The organism is Halotalea alkalilenta, from assembly GCF_001648175.1.
GTDB lineage: Bacteria > Pseudomonadota > Gammaproteobacteria > Pseudomonadales > Halomonadaceae > Halotalea > Halotalea alkalilenta_A.
In genome coordinates this window covers 3,102,266-3,118,127 of the sequence record NZ_CP015243.1, presented here as the reverse complement: position 1 = coordinate 3,118,127, position 15,862 = coordinate 3,102,266, and the positions used below count along the sequence as shown (strand labels likewise).

11 protein-coding genes are annotated in these 15,862 nt (G+C 64.3%); 4 read left to right on the top strand and 7 right to left on the bottom strand.

The genetic code is table 11. The features are described from left to right. The first annotated feature begins 61 nt into the window (after positions 1–61). From A5892_RS13945 to katE, 3 genes are all read left to right on the top strand, one after another. The gene (locus A5892_RS13945) at positions 62–1,561 is read left to right on the top strand and encodes a catalase (RefSeq protein ID WP_064123311.1); all 1,500 of its coding nucleotides are present in this window, start codon (positions 62–64) and stop codon (positions 1,559–1,561) included. Between the two features lie 469 nt (positions 1,562–2,030). Continuing rightward, the gene (locus A5892_RS13940) at positions 2,031–3,359 is read left to right on the top strand and encodes an IS110 family transposase (RefSeq protein ID WP_064122123.1); all 1,329 of its coding nucleotides are present in this window, start codon (positions 2,031–2,033) and stop codon (positions 3,357–3,359) included. Between the two features lie 494 nt (positions 3,360–3,853). Then, positions 3,854–6,085 carry a catalase HPII gene (gene katE / locus A5892_RS13935; protein ID WP_317627700.1) on the top strand — a complete coding sequence of 744 codons (2,232 nt, stop codon included), beginning with the start codon at positions 3,854–3,856 and terminating at the stop codon, positions 6,083–6,085. Between the two features lie 151 nt (positions 6,086–6,236). Here the strand turns inward: katE and A5892_RS13930 are convergent, their stop codons facing one another. After that, entirely contained in the window at positions 6,237–7,076 is an 840-nt protein-coding gene (locus A5892_RS13930; protein WP_064123310.1) for a DUF3750 domain-containing protein, read from the bottom strand. 372 nt (positions 7,077–7,448) lie between these two features. Between A5892_RS13930 and A5892_RS13925 the strand changes: the two genes are divergently transcribed. Continuing rightward, a complete protein-coding gene (locus tag A5892_RS13925) occupies positions 7,449–8,762 on the top strand; it encodes an acyltransferase family protein (RefSeq protein ID WP_223302674.1) in 1,314 nt (437 codons plus the stop codon). A gap of 9 nt (positions 8,763–8,771) precedes the next feature. Here A5892_RS13925 and A5892_RS13920 read toward each other — a convergent pair whose 3' ends face one another. The 6 genes from A5892_RS13920 to A5892_RS13895 form a co-directional block, all read right to left on the bottom strand. Beyond that, positions 8,772–9,677 carry a LysR family transcriptional regulator gene (locus A5892_RS13920; RefSeq protein ID WP_064123309.1) on the bottom strand — a complete coding sequence of 302 codons (906 nt, stop codon included), beginning with the start codon at positions 9,675–9,677 and terminating at the stop codon, positions 8,772–8,774. Between the two features lie 32 nt (positions 9,678–9,709). Next, complete coding sequence (locus A5892_RS13915) at positions 9,710–10,747, bottom strand: ABC transporter ATP-binding protein (RefSeq protein ID WP_064123308.1); 1,038 nt, start codon at positions 10,745–10,747, stop codon at positions 9,710–9,712. Next, positions 10,744–11,757, bottom strand: a complete 1,014-nt coding sequence (locus tag A5892_RS13910; protein ID WP_064123307.1) for an ABC transporter ATP-binding protein — start codon at positions 11,755–11,757, stop codon at positions 10,744–10,746. Before A5892_RS13910 ends, A5892_RS13915 begins: the two co-directional genes overlap by 4 nt. 11 nt (positions 11,758–11,768) lie before the next feature. Next, complete coding sequence (locus A5892_RS13905; protein ID WP_082890477.1) at positions 11,769–12,758, bottom strand: ABC transporter permease; 990 nt, start codon at positions 12,756–12,758, stop codon at positions 11,769–11,771. Next, positions 12,755–13,804, bottom strand: a complete 1,050-nt coding sequence (locus tag A5892_RS13900) for an ABC transporter permease (RefSeq protein WP_064123306.1) — start codon at positions 13,802–13,804, stop codon at positions 12,755–12,757. The genes A5892_RS13905 and A5892_RS13900 overlap by 4 nt, the downstream gene beginning before the upstream one ends. Positions 13,805–13,927: 123 nt before the next feature. Continuing rightward, complete coding sequence (locus A5892_RS13895; RefSeq protein ID WP_064123305.1) at positions 13,928–15,508, bottom strand: ABC transporter substrate-binding protein; 1,581 nt, start codon at positions 15,506–15,508, stop codon at positions 13,928–13,930. Positions 15,509–15,862: the final 354 nt, after the last annotated feature.

Below are 15,862 nucleotides of genomic sequence, written 5' to 3'. Positions count from 1 at the left end.
CCTCCGTTCTTGGGGTAGCGTTTCACTTGGCCCACTTGATGAGAAGAACGAGGAGACGAGGATGTCCGAGCGCACACGCTACACCACCGGGAATGGCGCCCCGGTGCCCAACGACGACGCCAGTTTCACCGCCGGCCCGCGTGGCCCACTGACTTTCGACAACTGGCGGCTGTTCGAAAAGCTCGCCCACTTCAACCGCGAGCAGATTCCCGAGCGAGTAGTGCACGCCCGCGGCAGCGGCGCCTTCGGTACTTTCCGCCTGACCCGGGATTTGTCGGATCTGACCATCGCCGATTTTCTCCAGGGCATCGGCAAGGAGACGCCGGTGGTGGCGCGTTTCTCCACCGTTGCTGGCGGGCAGGACAGCGCCGACAACCTGCGCGACGTGCGCGGCTTCTCGGTCAAGTTCTACACCGAGCAAGGCAACTGGGACATGGTCGGCAACAACACCCCGGTATTCTTCATCCGCGAGCCGAGCAAATTCCCCGACTTCATCCACACCCAGAAGAAGGATCCTCGCTCGAATCTGGTCAACTGGCAGAACCGCTGGGAGTTCTGGGCGCTGCATCCGCAGTCCTTCCACCAGGTCACGATCCTGCTTTCCGACCGAGGCATCCCCTATAGCTACCGCCACATGCACGGATTCAGCTCCCACACGCTGAGTCTTTGGAACGACAGCGGTGAGCGGGTTTGGGTCAAATTCCACTTCAAGACCAACCAGGGCATCAAGAACGTCACCGACGAAGAGGCGCTCTCCCTCGATCCTGCCCATCACCAGCATGATCTGTTCACCCATATAGAGAAGGGCGAGTTCCCCAGCTGGACGGTGAAGATCCAGCTGATGAGCGAAGAAGAAGCCAAGCACTACCGGATCAATCCGTTCGACCTCACCAAGGTGTGGCCGCAGGGCGAGTTCCCGCTGATCGAAATCGGCCAGCTCGAGCTCAACCGCAATCCGGACAACTACTTCGCCGAGATCGAGCAGGTCGCCTTCAGCCCATCGAACTTCGTGCCCGGCATCGGCGCCTCGCCGGACAGGGTGTTGCAGTCGCGGCTCTGGGCTTACGCCGACGCGCATCGCTACCGGCTGACGGTCAACTACCAGCAGATCCCGGTCAACCGCCCGCTCGCGCCGGTGAACAACTACCAGCGCGACGGTTTTATGGCAGGGCTTGGCGAGCGCCGCGAAGGGGAGTCGAAGGAGGGCGGGCAGTACTCCACGACCAACTTCTACCCCAACGCGCGCGGCGAGGCGGGAGCACCGGTCTACGACAAGCGCTTCCAGGAGCCGCCATTGCCGCTCGAGGAGCAGGCGTGGGTCGGCTATCACGAAAACATGGACGAGGATAACTTCTCCCAGGCGGGCGATCTCTACCGGCTGTTCGATGACGGGCAGAAGGATCGCATCGCCACGGTGTTCGCCTCGACCCTGCAAGGTGTCACCGTGGAGATCGTCGAGCGAGTGATCCAGCAGTGCTACGCCGCCGACGAGGATTACGGCCGCCGGGTCGAGACGCTCTATCGCCAGCACGCCGACAAGCGCATCGCCGATTTCGTCTGAACCTTAATCCGAACGATCGACGGGTCACCCACTGGGTGGCCCGTTTTCGTTGTGTTCGTAGGCCAGCATCACGGCCCGGCGCCGAGAACGGGTCCCTCGACTGGCGCCCCCCATTGCCGCGCCGGTGCTCGACCGTGGCGCGTACGGGCACCGCTCGGGACGAACGGGTCTTTTGATCCGTTCGCGGTGAGGAGCGAGGCCCCTTCGACATTCGTTCGTGGTGAGCCTCCTGTGCCATCGCGATGGCACTGCGCATGGACCTTGAACCCGAGTAGCATGGCTGTGTTGCCGCAAGCAGCGTGGCCGCATGTCTTTTGGTGCCGGGTGCCCGGTGGTGAGAATGGCTCTGGTCGTGGGCTGCTGCGCATTATGGTGAGCCTGGCTTCCCGTTGGAAAGATTTGTCTTCCCAGAACACGACCGGGCTTGCGGTAACCCCTTCTCCATCGACCCGTTCCCAGGAGCTATAAGATGGCCCACTTACCGGTATTGGATCCATTGGCAGCCTTCGTGGATGTCGGCAGCGAGCAGATGCATGTGTCGATTGCCGGGGGGGAGCCGAAGGTATTCGGCACGTTCACGGCACAGCTGCATGAGCTACGCGACTGGCTGTTGTCGCAGAAGGTGAAGTCGGTGGCCATGGAGGCCACGGGGATCTACTGGCTGCCCCTGTACAGCGTGCTGGAAGCCGCGAAACTACAGGTGCTGATGGTCAACGGTAAGCACACCCGCAATCTGCCGGGTCGCAAGACGGATATGAAGGATTGCCAGTGGGGAGCGACGTTGCACGCGCACGGACTCTTGCGGGCAGGCTTCGTGCCCCCAGCCGAGATCCGGCGCTTGCAGGATTACCTGCGACTGCGCCAGGACCACATCACGCTGGCCGCAGGGCATGTGCAGCATCTGCAGAAGGCCTTGGAGCGGATGAACATCAAATTGCACGATGTCATCAGCAACCTGGTGGGCCGCAGCGGCATGGCGGTGATCCGGTCGATGCTCGAGGGTGAACGCGATCCTGAGCGACTGCTGGCTTTGTGCGACGTGCAGATCCGCCAGCAGAAGGCCGAACGGATCAAAGCCTCTCTGCAAGGGACCTGGGCCGAGGAGCATCTGTTCGCGTTGCGCCAGGCGCTGGAAAGCTGGGAGCACTACCAGCGTTTGATCAGGGCTTGCGACCAACAGATCGAAGCGGTGCTCCGTTCGATCGACGTCGATCCTCCGACGTCGCCGCCGTCCAAGGCGCACAAGCGAGGCGGTGCCAATGCACCCCAGATCGATGACCTGCATCCGATGCTGGTGGCTCTGTGTGGAGGCAATGATCTCACCGTGCTTCCCGCCCATACGGACTACAGCGTCCTGCAACTCATAGGTGAAGTGGGAACCGACCTGACCCAGTGGCCGACCGAGAAACACTTCACCGCTTGGGCCGGGCTGGCCCCCGGGAGTCATCAGAGCGGTAAGCGCCAACGCTCGGCCAAGCGCAGGCGTAATCGTGCTGGGCGCCTGTTTTGCGTCATGGCCCGCAGCCTCGCTCGCAGCAAACACATTGCGCTGGGCGGTTTTTACCGTCGGATGGCGGGTCGCCGAGGTGGATTGATCGCCAATATCGCCCTGGCGCGCAAACTCGCGGCGCTGTTCTGGCGCGTCATGGTCAAAGGATTGGACTATGTCGAACACGGACTCCAGTACTACGAGGCACAGGCGCTGGAAACCAAGCAACGTTCCATGCGTCGACTCGCCAAGCAGCTCGGGTTCTCCGTGACGCCTATCCAGACTGAAGCTCAAAATGCTTCTGCCTGAAAGTTGAGGAAGAACGATATGACGACCGCCCAATCTCCCCCCTGATCATCCCCCTGTCGAGGAGAACTCGGAGGGGGTTCATGGAAAGGAGCGAGGCCCCTTCGACATCCGTTCGCGGTGAGGAGCGAGGCCCCTTCGACATCCGTTCGCGGTGAGGAGCGAGGCCCCTTCGACATCCGTTCGCGGTGAGGAGCGAGGCCGCTTCGACATCCGTTCGTGGTGAGGAGCGAGGCCCCTTCGACATCCGTTCGTGGTGAGGAGCGAGGAACGAGCGTCTCGAACCACAGCCCCGGCGCCGAGGGTGGATCCCTCGACTGCCGCCCCCATTGCCATGCTGGTACTCGGCCTTCGCGCGTATCGGCACCGCTCGGGACGAACGGGGGATGACGGCCAATCGTCGCGAGAATCATGCAGGTCTTTTGCGGCGTTAGCAGGCGCTGTCTACGCTGAGTGGTGGCGTAGCCGTTCGCCGTCGAGAACCTGACACCTTCTCGATGGACCCTCTGGGAAGGGAGGGGATGGGCGGCGCTGGCGATAGACGAGGTTCCAACAAGGAGAGTCGACCGATGACTAGGCCATCCCAACCGGGGCCGATCACTGCACGCAATAGTGACGGCCCGCACGATACCGATTTCACCACTTCAGAGGATAGCAAGCACGATGCGCTGGAGCGCTGGCGCAGCAATGCCAAGGGGCATGACTTGCGCACCAACCAGGGCGTGCGGATCAGCGACAACCAGAACTCGCTCAAGGCGGGTGATCGCGGGCCGACGCTGCTCGAAGACTTCATCATGCGGGAGAAGATCAACCACTTCGACCACGAGCGGATCCCCGAGCGCATCGTCCATGCCAGGGGGGCGGCGGCGCATGGCTACTTCGAGCCTTATGAAGCGGCGGCCAAGCTCTCCAAGGCGGGGCTTTTCAAGGATCCCGGCAAGCGCACCCCGGTATTCGTGCGTTTCTCGACCGTGCAGGGCGCGCGCGGCTCCAACGACACCGTGCGCGATGTGCGCGGCTTCGCGACCAAGTTCTACACCGACGAGGGCATCTGGGATCTGGTCGGCAACAACATGCCGGTATTCTTCATCCAGGATGCGATCAAGTTTCCCGATTTCGTCCATGCGGTGAAGCCCGAGCCGCACAACGAGATCCCCCAGGGCCAATCGGCTCACGACACCTTCTGGGACTTCGTCTCGCTAGTGCCGGAGAGCGCCCACATGGTGCTCTGGACCATGTCCGACCGCGCCATCCCGCGCCACTATCGCTCGATGGAAGGTTTCGGTATCCACACCTTCCGACTGATCGACAAGCAGGGTGTGTCACGCTTCGTCAAGTTCCACTGGAAACCGCTCGCCGGCACCTATTCACTGGTCTGGGACGAGGCGCAGAAGCTTTGGGGGCGTGACCCGGATTTCCACCGCCGTGCTTTGCACGACGACATCGAGAATGGCGACTTCCTCGAGTGGGAGTTCGGCGTCCAGGTGGTCGAGGAGGAGGACGAGCACAAATTCGATTTCGACCTGCTCGATCCGACCAAGATCATCCCGGAAGAGCTGGTACCGGTCACGCCGATCGGCAAGATGGTGCTCAATCGCAACCCGGACAACTACTTCGCTGAGGTCGAGCAGGTCGCCTTCAACCCGGGCAGCGTGGTACCGGGCATCGACTTCTCCAATGACCCGCTGCTCCAGGGGCGGCTGTTCTCCTACCTCGATACCCAGATGCTGCGGCTCGGCGGGCCTAACTTCGCTGAGATCCCGATCAACCGGCCGGTCTGCCCGGTGCACAACAACCAGCGCGACAGCTTCCATCGCCAGACGATCAACCAGGGCCAGGCCTCCTACGAGCCGAACTCGATCGATGACGGTTGGCCGCGCGAAACCCCGGCCGCGGCCGAGAACGGCGGCTTCGAGAGCGTCTACGAACGGGTCGACGCACACAAGGTGCGCGCGCGCAGCCCCTCGTTCAATGATCACTACTCCCAGGCGACCCTGTTCTGGAATTCACAGAGCGACGCCGAGCAGCAGCATATCGTCGAGGCCTACGCCTTCGAGCTCTCCAAGGTGACCCGTCCGTTCATCCGCGAGCGGGTGGTCAACGAGATCCTGCCGAACATCTCCCTCGATCTGGCCAAGCGAGTGGCGCAGGTACACGGCATGCCGGCGCCGACCGCCGCTACCGCGTCGAAAGAGGAGCTCGGCAAGTCGTCGCTCGATGCCTCCCCGGCGTTGAGTCTGCTGGCGCGCAAACCCGATGGGATCAAGTTCCGCAAGGTGGCGGTACTGGTCAGCGATGGCTTCGATGCCCAGCAGCTCGCCACAGTGGTGCAAAAACTCGAGGCGAAAGGCGCGGCGGCGACCCTGATCGCACCCTCGATGGCACCGGTCACCGGCGACGACGGCAAGCAGCTTGCCCCTGATGCGATGCTCAACGGGCTGCCGTCGGTGACCCAGGATGGAGTGATCGTGATTGGCGGCGCGAAGAGCGTCGAGGCGCTGGCGGCGTCGGGGCAGGGGCGTTACTACCTGCTCGAGGCCTACAAGCACCTCAAGCCGATCGCCGCGATCGATGATGCCGACGGCCTGCTCACCGCCGCGGGCTTACCGACCAGCGAAGATGGCATCAGCACTGGTGATGTCGACGCCGCCTTCGATGCCTTCGAGCGCGCGCTCGCCGAGCACCGGGTCTGGTCCCGCCAAGCCAAGGCCGATGCCATTCCCGCCTGAGCCCTGGCGCGCAGGCCCCTCGACCCCGGCTCGCCGGGGTCGTTTTTTTTTTGGATCGATAAGCCCGTTCGTCCCGAGCGGCGCCATACGCGCCAAGGTCGAGTATCGACACGGCAATGGGGGCGCCAGTCGAGGGATCGGGCGGCGGCACTCAAGGATTGGCGCCGGTCTCGGTGTCGTTGGCCGGGACTGCGTCGAGGGCGGCGTAGGCGGGCATGCCGAGGCGGCCGATGCCGGGAAGCTTGATCGCGGGGTTGAGGAAGTCGGTGCCGAAGTTGAGCCCGAGCAGGTTGAACTCGATGCCTTCGTGCAGACCGAAGCTCATGCCGAGCATGCCCGCGAGGGAGAGCTGGTAGCCGGTGCCCGAGGGGGTAGGCGCGAGGAAGCCGTCGATCGGGTAGTCCTTGCCGATTGCGGTGGCCGGTAGCACCACCGATAGATCCGGCGTGCGACGTAGCACCCAGGCGATGAAGGTGTTGCTGTTCGGCCCTGGCCATGCGCGATAGTGGTTCGCCGCTGGATAGTCGGCGACGGCGCGGCGAATCTCCTCGATCGCGCGCTCGGCGGCGGGGCCGCGGGTCTCGCCAAGCAGCATGGGGGCCGTGCCTCGGCGCATGCGGTCGGGAATCTGCTGGGAAACGCTCACGTGGGGCGTGCGCCACTGATAGACTTGATAGGTGGTGTAGGCAGAGGCGTTGGCCGGCTTGGCGGCAATCCAGGTATGCACGGCGAAGGCGCCGCGCCAGTCGTAGAGGCGGATCGCATAGACTTGCACCACGGCCTCAGGCGTGTCGGCGGGAGACGGCGCAAGCCCGGCGCTGGTGCGCTCGACGCCGATCGATGTATCGGCCACCGCGTCGATGCGCTGCAGGGCGAGCATCGACAAGGGACCGGAAAGCAGCAGGGCAAGGGTCAGCAGTAGCAGCGCGAGCGCGGTGGCCGCACGCCTGGTCAGGGCGGGAAGGCGAGAGGCTTCTTGGGTTCTATCCATGGGGCTACCACGCGTATCGGGCCCATTGGGCGCTGTCCGAAAGCCATCCACGCTCGATCGTATCGAGCTGAAATGGTCCTGAGCCGTTGTTCGTCTTCGTCTCGCGCTGGCCCAAGGGATGCTCTGGGCAAGGCGATATGGAGTAATGGAGCGCCGGACGCAGCCGGCCGTTGGAGAGCGGGCAGCGAGAGCGGACGGCAAGCGCCTACGCGACGTCACGTAATGACACCTTAAGGCAACTGAAGCGACGCAGAGTTCCGCGACAATGGACCCCGGCGGGGGCATGCGCAGCCTCTTGATGCAAGTACCATACCTAGATTACCCAGGTCCGATGCCAGGGAAGAGCATGTACCGCAAGGAGAGCCACCGTTCATGGTGATTGAAAAAGACGCCATCGGCATGCAAGAGCGAAAGAAGAGCGCCGTCACGACCTCGACCGGTAAGGAGCGATTCATTCCGCTCGAGTGGCTGCGTTTCTGGCTGGGTTTCTACATCGTCATATTCCATACCCTGCACCACTATGGGGATGTGCTGCCCTGGGCGCCCTACATCACCAATATCGGCTTCTTCTCGACCAGTACCTTCTTCCTGCTCTCGGGCTTTCTGCTTGCCCATGTCTATCTCGAAGCCCGCTCGGGAGGGGGCTTCGAAATGCGCGAGTCGAGCCGCAGCTTCCTGACCAAGAGGATCTCCAATCTTTATCCGATCCATATTGGTGCGATCCTGCTGACCGTGATGGTCCTCGTGGTGCTGCCGCTGCTCGCGCTCACCCCCGAGGACGTCGACAATACCTCGTTTCGCTTCGTGATCTACGACACCAATAACGATACGCCGGCGGAATCGCTGTTCCACTGGCTCGACAATCGCGAACTGCTGCTGGCGGCGGTCATGAACCTGACCATGACCCATGCCTGGAACCCTTACTACCTGACCTTCAACGCACCGTCCTGGTCGATCTCGGCGCTGTTCTTCTTCTATCTGACCTTCCCGCTGCTGGGGCCCTGGCTGCGCGGGCTGCGTCGTCCGCTCCCGGCGCTCTCCCTGCTCAACCTGATCTACCTGGTGCCGCCGGTGGTGGTGATACTGACCACCAGCTACGGCGTGCCGGAGACCGGCATCCTGCACCGCAATCCGCTGATTCGGCTGCCGGAGTTCCTCGCCGGTATCGTGCTGTGCGCGCTCTATCATCGCCGTCGCGAGGCGGGGCTCGGGCTCTCGTCGGCGATGGTGGGGGCGCTGATGGTGCTGATCGTGGTCGAGATCGTGGTCGCCTCCTGGCTGCTCACCGGGGGCAAGGGCAGCGCGGCCTATTACCTGCTGCACAACGGCCTGATGCTGCCGGCCCAGCTCGCCCTGCTGTTTCTCTGCGTGCAGCTACCCTCGACCGGATCGGCGCGCTGGCAGCGGATCGCTTCCCGGCTCGGCGGTGCCTCGCTGCCGATGTTCGCGCTACACGTACCGCTCTACCTGATCTTCTCCCGGGTCGAAATGGTACTGGCCGGAGAGCCCTCGCTGTGTGCGGTGGGCGAGTGGCGCGCCTGTTTCGATGCCGCTGGCGAGACCTCGCTCGCCTGGTATCCGCTCTACCTGCTGCTCACGGTGCTGTTCTGCGTGGTGTTCCAGGAGCAGTTCGTGGTGCGGGTGCGTCAATGGCTGGTCGCCCACCTGCTGCCCAAGCAGGCCTGAGCCTTGGGCTCAGCGCGTGCTTATCTCGGCCCAGAGCGCCTCTAGCGCGTCGGTTCGGGGGCGTCTGGCGCGAAACAGCCGCAGCTCGAGCGGCACTTCCCAGTCGCGCTGGCCAGCGGCGACCAGCTCGCCGCTGGCCAGCGCCGCACGGGCGGTGCGGGCGGGCAGCCAGCCGAGTCCGTAGCCGCCCTTGACCAGATCGAGGATGTTGACCGCCTGGATGCTCTCGCTGAGCGTGGTGAGGAAGGGGGGCTGCGGCTGCTCGCCGAGGTGCGCGCGCAGCGTGGCGTCGAGCAGTCCTCGAGGGTGGAAGGCGATGTGCGGCAGCGGCCGGCGGCGCTCGCCGGGCAGCCGGAAGCGTGGTGCGCCCTGTGGGTCAGGGGCACTGAGCGGCAGCAGCCGCTCGCTGCCGACCACCACCGAATCGAACGCATCGAGATCCAGCGGTGGCTCGATCCGCCGGGTTGGCCAGTAGCACAGCGCCAGCTCGCATTCGCCGCGCTCCAGCGCGTCGAAGTAGTCGCGGATCAGCCAGCCGGTGGCACGCAGATAAGGGGTCAACCGGTCGTGCACCCGGTGCCGGCGGCTCCACTCGTCGACGAAGTGGACCAGCAGGCTATGGGGCGCGGCGAGCAGTACCCGGCGCTCCGCACCGGCATCGATCGCGCGGATTCTCTCGCGGGTCAGGCGCAGGCGCTCCTGGATCTGCTCGCACAGCACCAGGAACTCCTCCCCGGCCGGGGTCAATGACAGCGGCAGGCTCTGGCGGTTGATCAGCGGCGCGCCGATCTCCTCCTCGAGCAGCTTGATCCGGCGGGAGAAGGTCGGCTGCGAGACGTTTGAAAGCTCCGCGGCGCGGGAGAAATGGCGGGTTCGCGCGAGCACGACGAAGTCCTCAAGCCACCGGGTCTCCATCGCTCAGCGCTCCGTCGCTCGAGTGCTGGAACTCAATCGCGACCCTCCTCGACGGCGTGACAGGCGATCAGCGTATCACCATGGCGCGCCAGTTGCGGAATCTCACGGCGACAGCGCTCGTTGGCGATCGGGCAGCGACCGTGGAACACGCAGCCCGGGGGCAGCTCCACCGGGGTCGGTACCTCGCCGGAAAGCCGTACCCGCTCGATGCCATGGTCGCTGAGCCGCGGAATCGCCGAGAGCAGCGCCCTGGTGTAGGGGTGGCGCGGGGTGGCGAACAGCGCGGCGGTGGGCGCCACCTCGCAGACCGTGCCGAGGTACATCACCACCACCCGGGTGCCGAAATGCTCGACCACGGCGAGGTCATGGGTGATGAACAGGTAGGTGAGGTCGCGCTCACGCTGGGCATCCATCATCAGGTTGAGCACCTGGGCCTGGATCGAGACGTCGAGTGCCGAGATCGGCTCGTCGGCAACGATGAATTCGGGGTCGACCGCCAGCGCGCGCGCGATCGCGATACGCTGGCGCTGGCCGCCGGAGAACTCGTGGCCGAAGCGCTTGCCCCAGTCCGGGGCAATGCCGACTGCCTCCATCACCTCCACTACCTTCTCCTCGACCCGCCGGCGCTCCCAGTCGGGGTGGTGGAAACGGATCGGCTCCTGCAGGGTCTGGCTGATCGTCATCCGCGGGTTGAGCGAGGCGTAGGGGTTCTGGAAGATCATCTGCATCCGCCGCCGATAGGGCAGCAGGGCGCGCGGCGCCAGCCCGTCGATGCGCTCTCCGCGATAGCGGATCTCGCCTTCGCTGGGGCTGATCAGCCCCATCACCGTGCGCGCCACGGTCGACTTGCCGCAGCCCGACTCACCGACCACGCACAGCGCTTCGCCGCGCCGGACCTCGAGGTCGACGCCATTGATGGCGTGCACGTACTTGTGGTTTCTCACCAGGCGCCCGCCGCGAAAGCGCAGCTGGTCGAGCAGCCCTGCGCTGAGCGAAAAGCGCTTGCGCAGTCCCTTGATCTCGAGCAGCGGCGCGGCTTCATCGGTAGCGATGGCGTGGTTGGCGCTCATGGAGTGGCCTCCTCGAGATCGAGCTGTTGCATCTGACGCACCATGTGGCAGGCGACCCGGCAGTTGCCGGAGTCGACGAACGGCGGCACCTGGGCCTGGCAGCCCGGTCGGGGCGAGCCGTCGGGCAGCTGGGCGAAATCGCAGCGGGGATGGAAGGCACAGCCGCTCGGGATATGGGCGAGCGATGGCATCGAGCCGCGAATCTGGTTGAGCCGCTGCCCCGGTGGGGTCATCTGCGGCAGCGCGTTGATCAGCCCCTGGGTGTAGGGATGCTGTGGATCGTTGATGATCTCGCGGGTCGGGCCCGACTCGATCACGCGACCGGCGTACATCACCAGCATCCGCTGGGTCACCTGGCTGACCACACCGAGATCGTGGGTGATCAAGATCAGGCCGACGTTGTGGCGTTCGCAGAGCTCGAGCAACAGCGCCATGATCTCAGCCTGGATGGTCACGTCGAGCGCGGTCGTTGGCTCATCGGCGACGATCAGGTCGGGGTCGAGCAGCAGGGCGATGGCGATCACGATCCGCTGGCGCATCCCGCCGGAGAGCTCATGGGGATACTGGTCCAATCGCTGCTCGGGGGAGGGGATCTGCACCTGGCGCAGCCGCGCGAGCGAAAGCTTGCGTGCCTCGGAGGTGGAGATCCTGCGGTGGGCGCGCAGGCATTCGATCATCTGCGCGCCGATGGTCAGCACCGGATTGAGCGTCATCATCGGGTCCTGGAAGATCATCGAGATCCGATTGCCCCTGGCGCGACGCCACTGGCGCTCGCTGTAGCGGGTGAGCTCTTCATTGTCGAAGCGGATACTGCCGGCGTGGATGTAGCCGGGACGCGAGATCAGGTTGAGCAGTGCGAAGGCGGCCACCGACTTGCCGGCGCCGGATTCGCCGACGATGCCGAGGCGCTCACCGCGCTCCAGGGAGAAGGAGACGTCGCGCAGTGCCTGCACCTCGCCCTGGCGCAGCGCGAAGCGCACGTCCAGCCCTTCGACTTCGAGTAAAGGCATGGGTGGGCTCCTCAATTCTTGTACAGACGCGGGTTCATCACGTCGCGCAGCCAGTCGCCGAGCAGGTTGATCACCAGCACCAGCACCACCAGCACCGCACCAGGCAGCAGGGTGATCCACCACGAGCCCGACTGGATGTAGTCGAAGCCGGAGCGGATCAGCGAGCCGAGCGAGGGCTGGGTCTCGGGCATGCCGAGGCCGAGGAAGGAGAGCGCGGCCTCGGAGATGATCGCGTTGGCGATCTGCACCGTGGAGATGACGAAGATCGGCGACATCGCGTTGGGCAGGATGTGGCGGAACATGATCCGCCGGCTCGGCAGCCCGATCACCCTGGCTGCATCGACGTATTCCTTGCCCTTCTCCGCGAGCACCGTGGCACGCACCGTGCGTGCGTACTGCGGCCACTCGGCAAGGCCGATGATCACCACCAGCAGCGCCACCGCGTAGCTCGAGTAGGTCGCGCGACCGAAGCTCGCCTGGACGATCGCGCCGACGATGATTGCCACCATCAGGGTGGAGAACGATAGCTGGACGTCGGCCAGGCGCATCAGCAGGGCATCGACCCGCCCGCCGAGGTAGCCGGCCAAAAGCCCGAACACCACCCCGATCAGTGCCTGCAGCGCCACCGCGCCGAAGCCGATGATCAGCGATACCCGTGCGCCATAGAGGATGGTCGAGAGCATGTCCCGGCCCTGGGCGTCGGTGCCGAGGGGGAAGCGCGGGTCGCTGCCATCGACCCAGAACGGAGGCAGCTCCGAGCTCATGATGTCGATCTGGGTCAGGTCGTAGGGATCGCTGGGCGCGATCCACGGCGCGATCAGCGCGGCGAGCACCATCAGCGCGAAGATCAGCAGGCAGAGCTGAACCCCGATGTCACGCTTGAAGCTGTAGTAAAGGTAGCTTTCGCGCAGCAGCTTGAGGCGTGAAACGCGCTCGCCGGCCGCGACCTGCTCGAGCGCCTTGTCCGGGGTTGCGGAGGGCGGCGGATTGGATTCGCTCATGCGGCGCTCCCGGTCAGCTTGACGGTCGGGTTGACCAGGCCGTAGACCAAGTCGACGAGGGTGTTGGTGACCACGAAGATCACCCCGACGATCATCAGGTAGGCGGTGATCAGCGGGATGTCGCTGCGGTTGATCGCCTCGAGGAACATCAGTCCCATGCCCGGCCACTGGAACACCGTCTCGGTGAGGATGGTGTAGGCGACCATGGTGCCGATCTGCACCCCGCCGACGGTGATCACCGGCAGCATGGTGTTCTTCAGCGCATGGAGGAAGTAGATCCGCCGCAGGTGCAGCCCTTTGGCGCGGGCGAAGCGGACGTACTCGGACTGCAGCACTTCGAGCATCTCGGCGCGAATCAGGCGGATGAACAGCGGCAGCATGATCGAGGCGAGCGAGATCGCCGGCAGGATCAGGTGGCGCAGGCCGTCGAGGCTTGCGAAGTTGGTCCACCACGAGCCGACGATATGGGTCAGCTGGTTGCCGCGCCCGAACGCCGGCAGCCCACCCTGGGTGGAGAGCAGGCCGTTGAGCCACGCGCCCCAGCCGGTGTCGCCGGGAAACAGGGTGAACTGCATGCCGATCGAATAGAGCTGGATCAGCACGATCGCGGTGAGGAATACCGGCACCGAGATGCCGAGGATCGAGACGCTCATGAACGCCCGCGAGATCAGCGACCTGGGCTTGATCGCGGCGAACACACCGATCGGCACCGAGAGCACCAGGATCAGCAGGCTCGCGGCGAAGACCAGTTCCAAGGTCGCCGGCAGATGGCGCAGGATCACATCGAGCGCCGGCTCGCGGTAGAAATAGGAGTTGCCGAGGTCGCCCTGCAGCGCGCCCGCGGCGAAGCGCAGGTACTGGGTAATGAACGGATCGTTGAGCCCGAGCTGTTCGCGCAGCGCCGCACGCTCGGACTCAGGGACCGACTGGCCGACCATGCTGGCGATAGGGTCGCCAAGATTGTTCTGGATCGCGAACGCCACCAGGCTGATCACCAGCATCACCAGGATGGCGTGACCGAGCCGCTTGATCAGAAAGGCCGCCATGGGCTGGTTACCTTCGAAAGCGAATGAATGGAAGCCGCCCCCTGAGGGGCCGCTCCATGATGGAAATCGAGGGGAATGCGCGCACGGCTTACCCGTGCGCGCTTCGAGTCACTGGCTAGAGAGTCACTCGCGGACCACCAGGTCGCCGAGATAGGGGAAGTCGAGCACGTTGACCACCGGCTCGAGCTCGACGTTTTCACGTGCGCCGTAGGCCAGGTTCTGCCAGTGGATCGGGATGAAGCCCGCATCGTCGCGAAGCTTCGCTTCCGCTTCCTGGAGCATCGAAGAACGCTGGTCGGTGTCGAGCTCGACGTCGGCCGCCCTGATCATCGCATCGATCTCTTCGTTGCAGTAGCTGCCGAAGTTGTACTGGCCGGCGCCGGTGGCGTCGTCACGGCACATGGTCAGGTACTGGAAGAAGTTGGCGGTGTCCTCGGTGTCGGCGTGCCAGCCGATCAGCGCCATGTCGGCCTGGCGGGTGTCGTACTCCGGCCAGTACTGGGTGATCGGCATGGTCCGCAGGTCGACCCGGATACCGATCTGCGACAGCATCGTCGCGACCGCCTGGGCGATCTGGGCATCGAAGGTGTAGCGGTTGTTCGGCGAGATCATGCTGATCGAGAAGCCGTCACCGTAGCCCGCCTCCTGCATCAGCGCACGGGCGCGCTCGACATCGTAGCGCGGCTCGAGCGCCGGGTTGTGACCCGCATAGCCTTCCGGCGAGAGCTGCCCCGCGGGGGTGGCGAAGCCGCGCATCAAGCGCTGGTCGATACCGACCTGGTTGATCGCATAGTCGACCGCCTGGCGTACCCGCGCGTCCTTGAACGCCTCCTGGGTTTCCTCATTGAGCTGGAAACCGATGATCCGGGTGCCGGGGATCTCGACCAGACTCACGCCGGATGCATTGCGCACCCGCTCGATGTCGTTCGGCGGTACCGCATCGATGAAATCGACACTGCCGGAGAGCAGCGCCGCGACCCGGGTGGCATTCTCGCTGATCGGGGTGAGGACGATCTCGTCGACGTTGCCGGGGGAGTCGGTATCCCAATAGTCCTGGAAGCGTTCGAAATCGACCCTGACGCCCTGCTGGCGCGCGGTGATCTGGAACGGACCGGTCCCGGAAGCATTCTGGGTAGCGAAGCTCGACTGGCCGAACGGCACGATCGCGCTCTTGTCGTTGCCTTGGTCGTCCTCGCCTGAATAGTAGGCGCTGTCCATCGGGAAAATATAGGTGGCGATGTTGAGTAGCAGCGGGTAGGGCGAAGCGGTCTTGAACTCGACGGTGTGCTCATCGATCGCGGTAGCGCTGACGATCGGTTCGAAGATCGCACGGAAGTCAGGGCTGCGCTTGAGGCGTTCGACGGTCCAGACCACGTCTTCGGCGGTGAAGTCGTTACCGGAATGGAACTTGACGCCGGAGCGCAAGGTCATCCGCAGGGTGGTGTCGTCGACCTGATCCCAGCTGGTGGCCAGCCGCGGCTCGATCTCCAACTCCTTGTTCCAGCGCACCAGCGGATCGAATACCAGGTGCGAGAGGCGCAGCACCCCGCCTGACAGCTGCTGCTGGATATCCAGGGTCTCGGGATCGGCGTCGTAGGCGATACGCAAGGTCGCGGCATTGGCCTGGAACGCAACGGTTGAAAGCGCAGCGCCAAACAGACTGGCGAGCAGAGTGGTACGCAGAGCAGTTTGCCTGAGGTTCATCAGCTATTCCGACGTGTTGTGATTGATATTGTGATCGCCGCGTCGAGCGCGGTCTGGTTACGCACGGTCGGGTCCACCTTAGTGATTGAGTTTTCATCGCGGCAATAGAAATTGTCTTGGTGGCGATACGTGGAATCGATCAGCCACCAGAGCATGGGCATTGTGGTGGCGTGGTGTTAAGTTTGGATTAAATTTTCAGGCTTGCCTCGTCTGCACGATCCCTCGACTGGCGCCCCCATTGCCGAGTTGGTACTTGATCTTGGCGCGTATGGCGCCGCTCGGGACGAACGGGCTTATCGATCCGTTCGTGGTGAGCCGGCGAGGAACGAGCCGAGTCGAACCACGGCCCCGGCG

Coding starts and splice junctions, on each gene's coding strand:
- A5892_RS13940 (WP_064122123.1), top strand. CDS start 2,031: ATGGCCCACTTACCGGTATTGGATCCATTGGCAGCCTTCGTGGATGTC.
- A5892_RS13925 (WP_223302674.1), top strand. CDS start 7,449: ATGGTGATTGAAAAAGACGCCATCGGCATGCAAGAGCGAAAGAAGAGC.
- A5892_RS13930 (WP_064123310.1), bottom strand. CDS start 7,076: ATGGATAGAACCCAAGAAGCCTCTCGCCTTCCCGCCCTGACCAGGCGT.
- A5892_RS13920 (WP_064123309.1), bottom strand. CDS start 9,677: ATGGAGACCCGGTGGCTTGAGGACTTCGTCGTGCTCGCGCGAACCCGC.
- A5892_RS13900 (WP_064123306.1), bottom strand. CDS start 13,804: ATGGCGGCCTTTCTGATCAAGCGGCTCGGTCACGCCATCCTGGTGATG.
- A5892_RS13895 (WP_064123305.1), bottom strand. CDS start 15,508: ATGAACCTCAGGCAAACTGCTCTGCGTACCACTCTGCTCGCCAGTCTG.
- katE (WP_317627700.1), top strand. CDS start 3,854: ATGGACCCTCTGGGAAGGGAGGGGATGGGCGGCGCTGGCGATAGACGA.
- A5892_RS13910 (WP_064123307.1), bottom strand. CDS start 11,757: ATGCCTTTACTCGAAGTCGAAGGGCTGGACGTGCGCTTCGCGCTGCGC.
- A5892_RS13945 (WP_064123311.1), top strand. CDS start 62: ATGTCCGAGCGCACACGCTACACCACCGGGAATGGCGCCCCGGTGCCC.
- A5892_RS13905 (WP_082890477.1), bottom strand. CDS start 12,758: ATGAGCGAATCCAATCCGCCGCCCTCCGCAACCCCGGACAAGGCGCTC.
- A5892_RS13915 (WP_064123308.1), bottom strand. CDS start 10,747: ATGAGCGCCAACCACGCCATCGCTACCGATGAAGCCGCGCCGCTGCTC.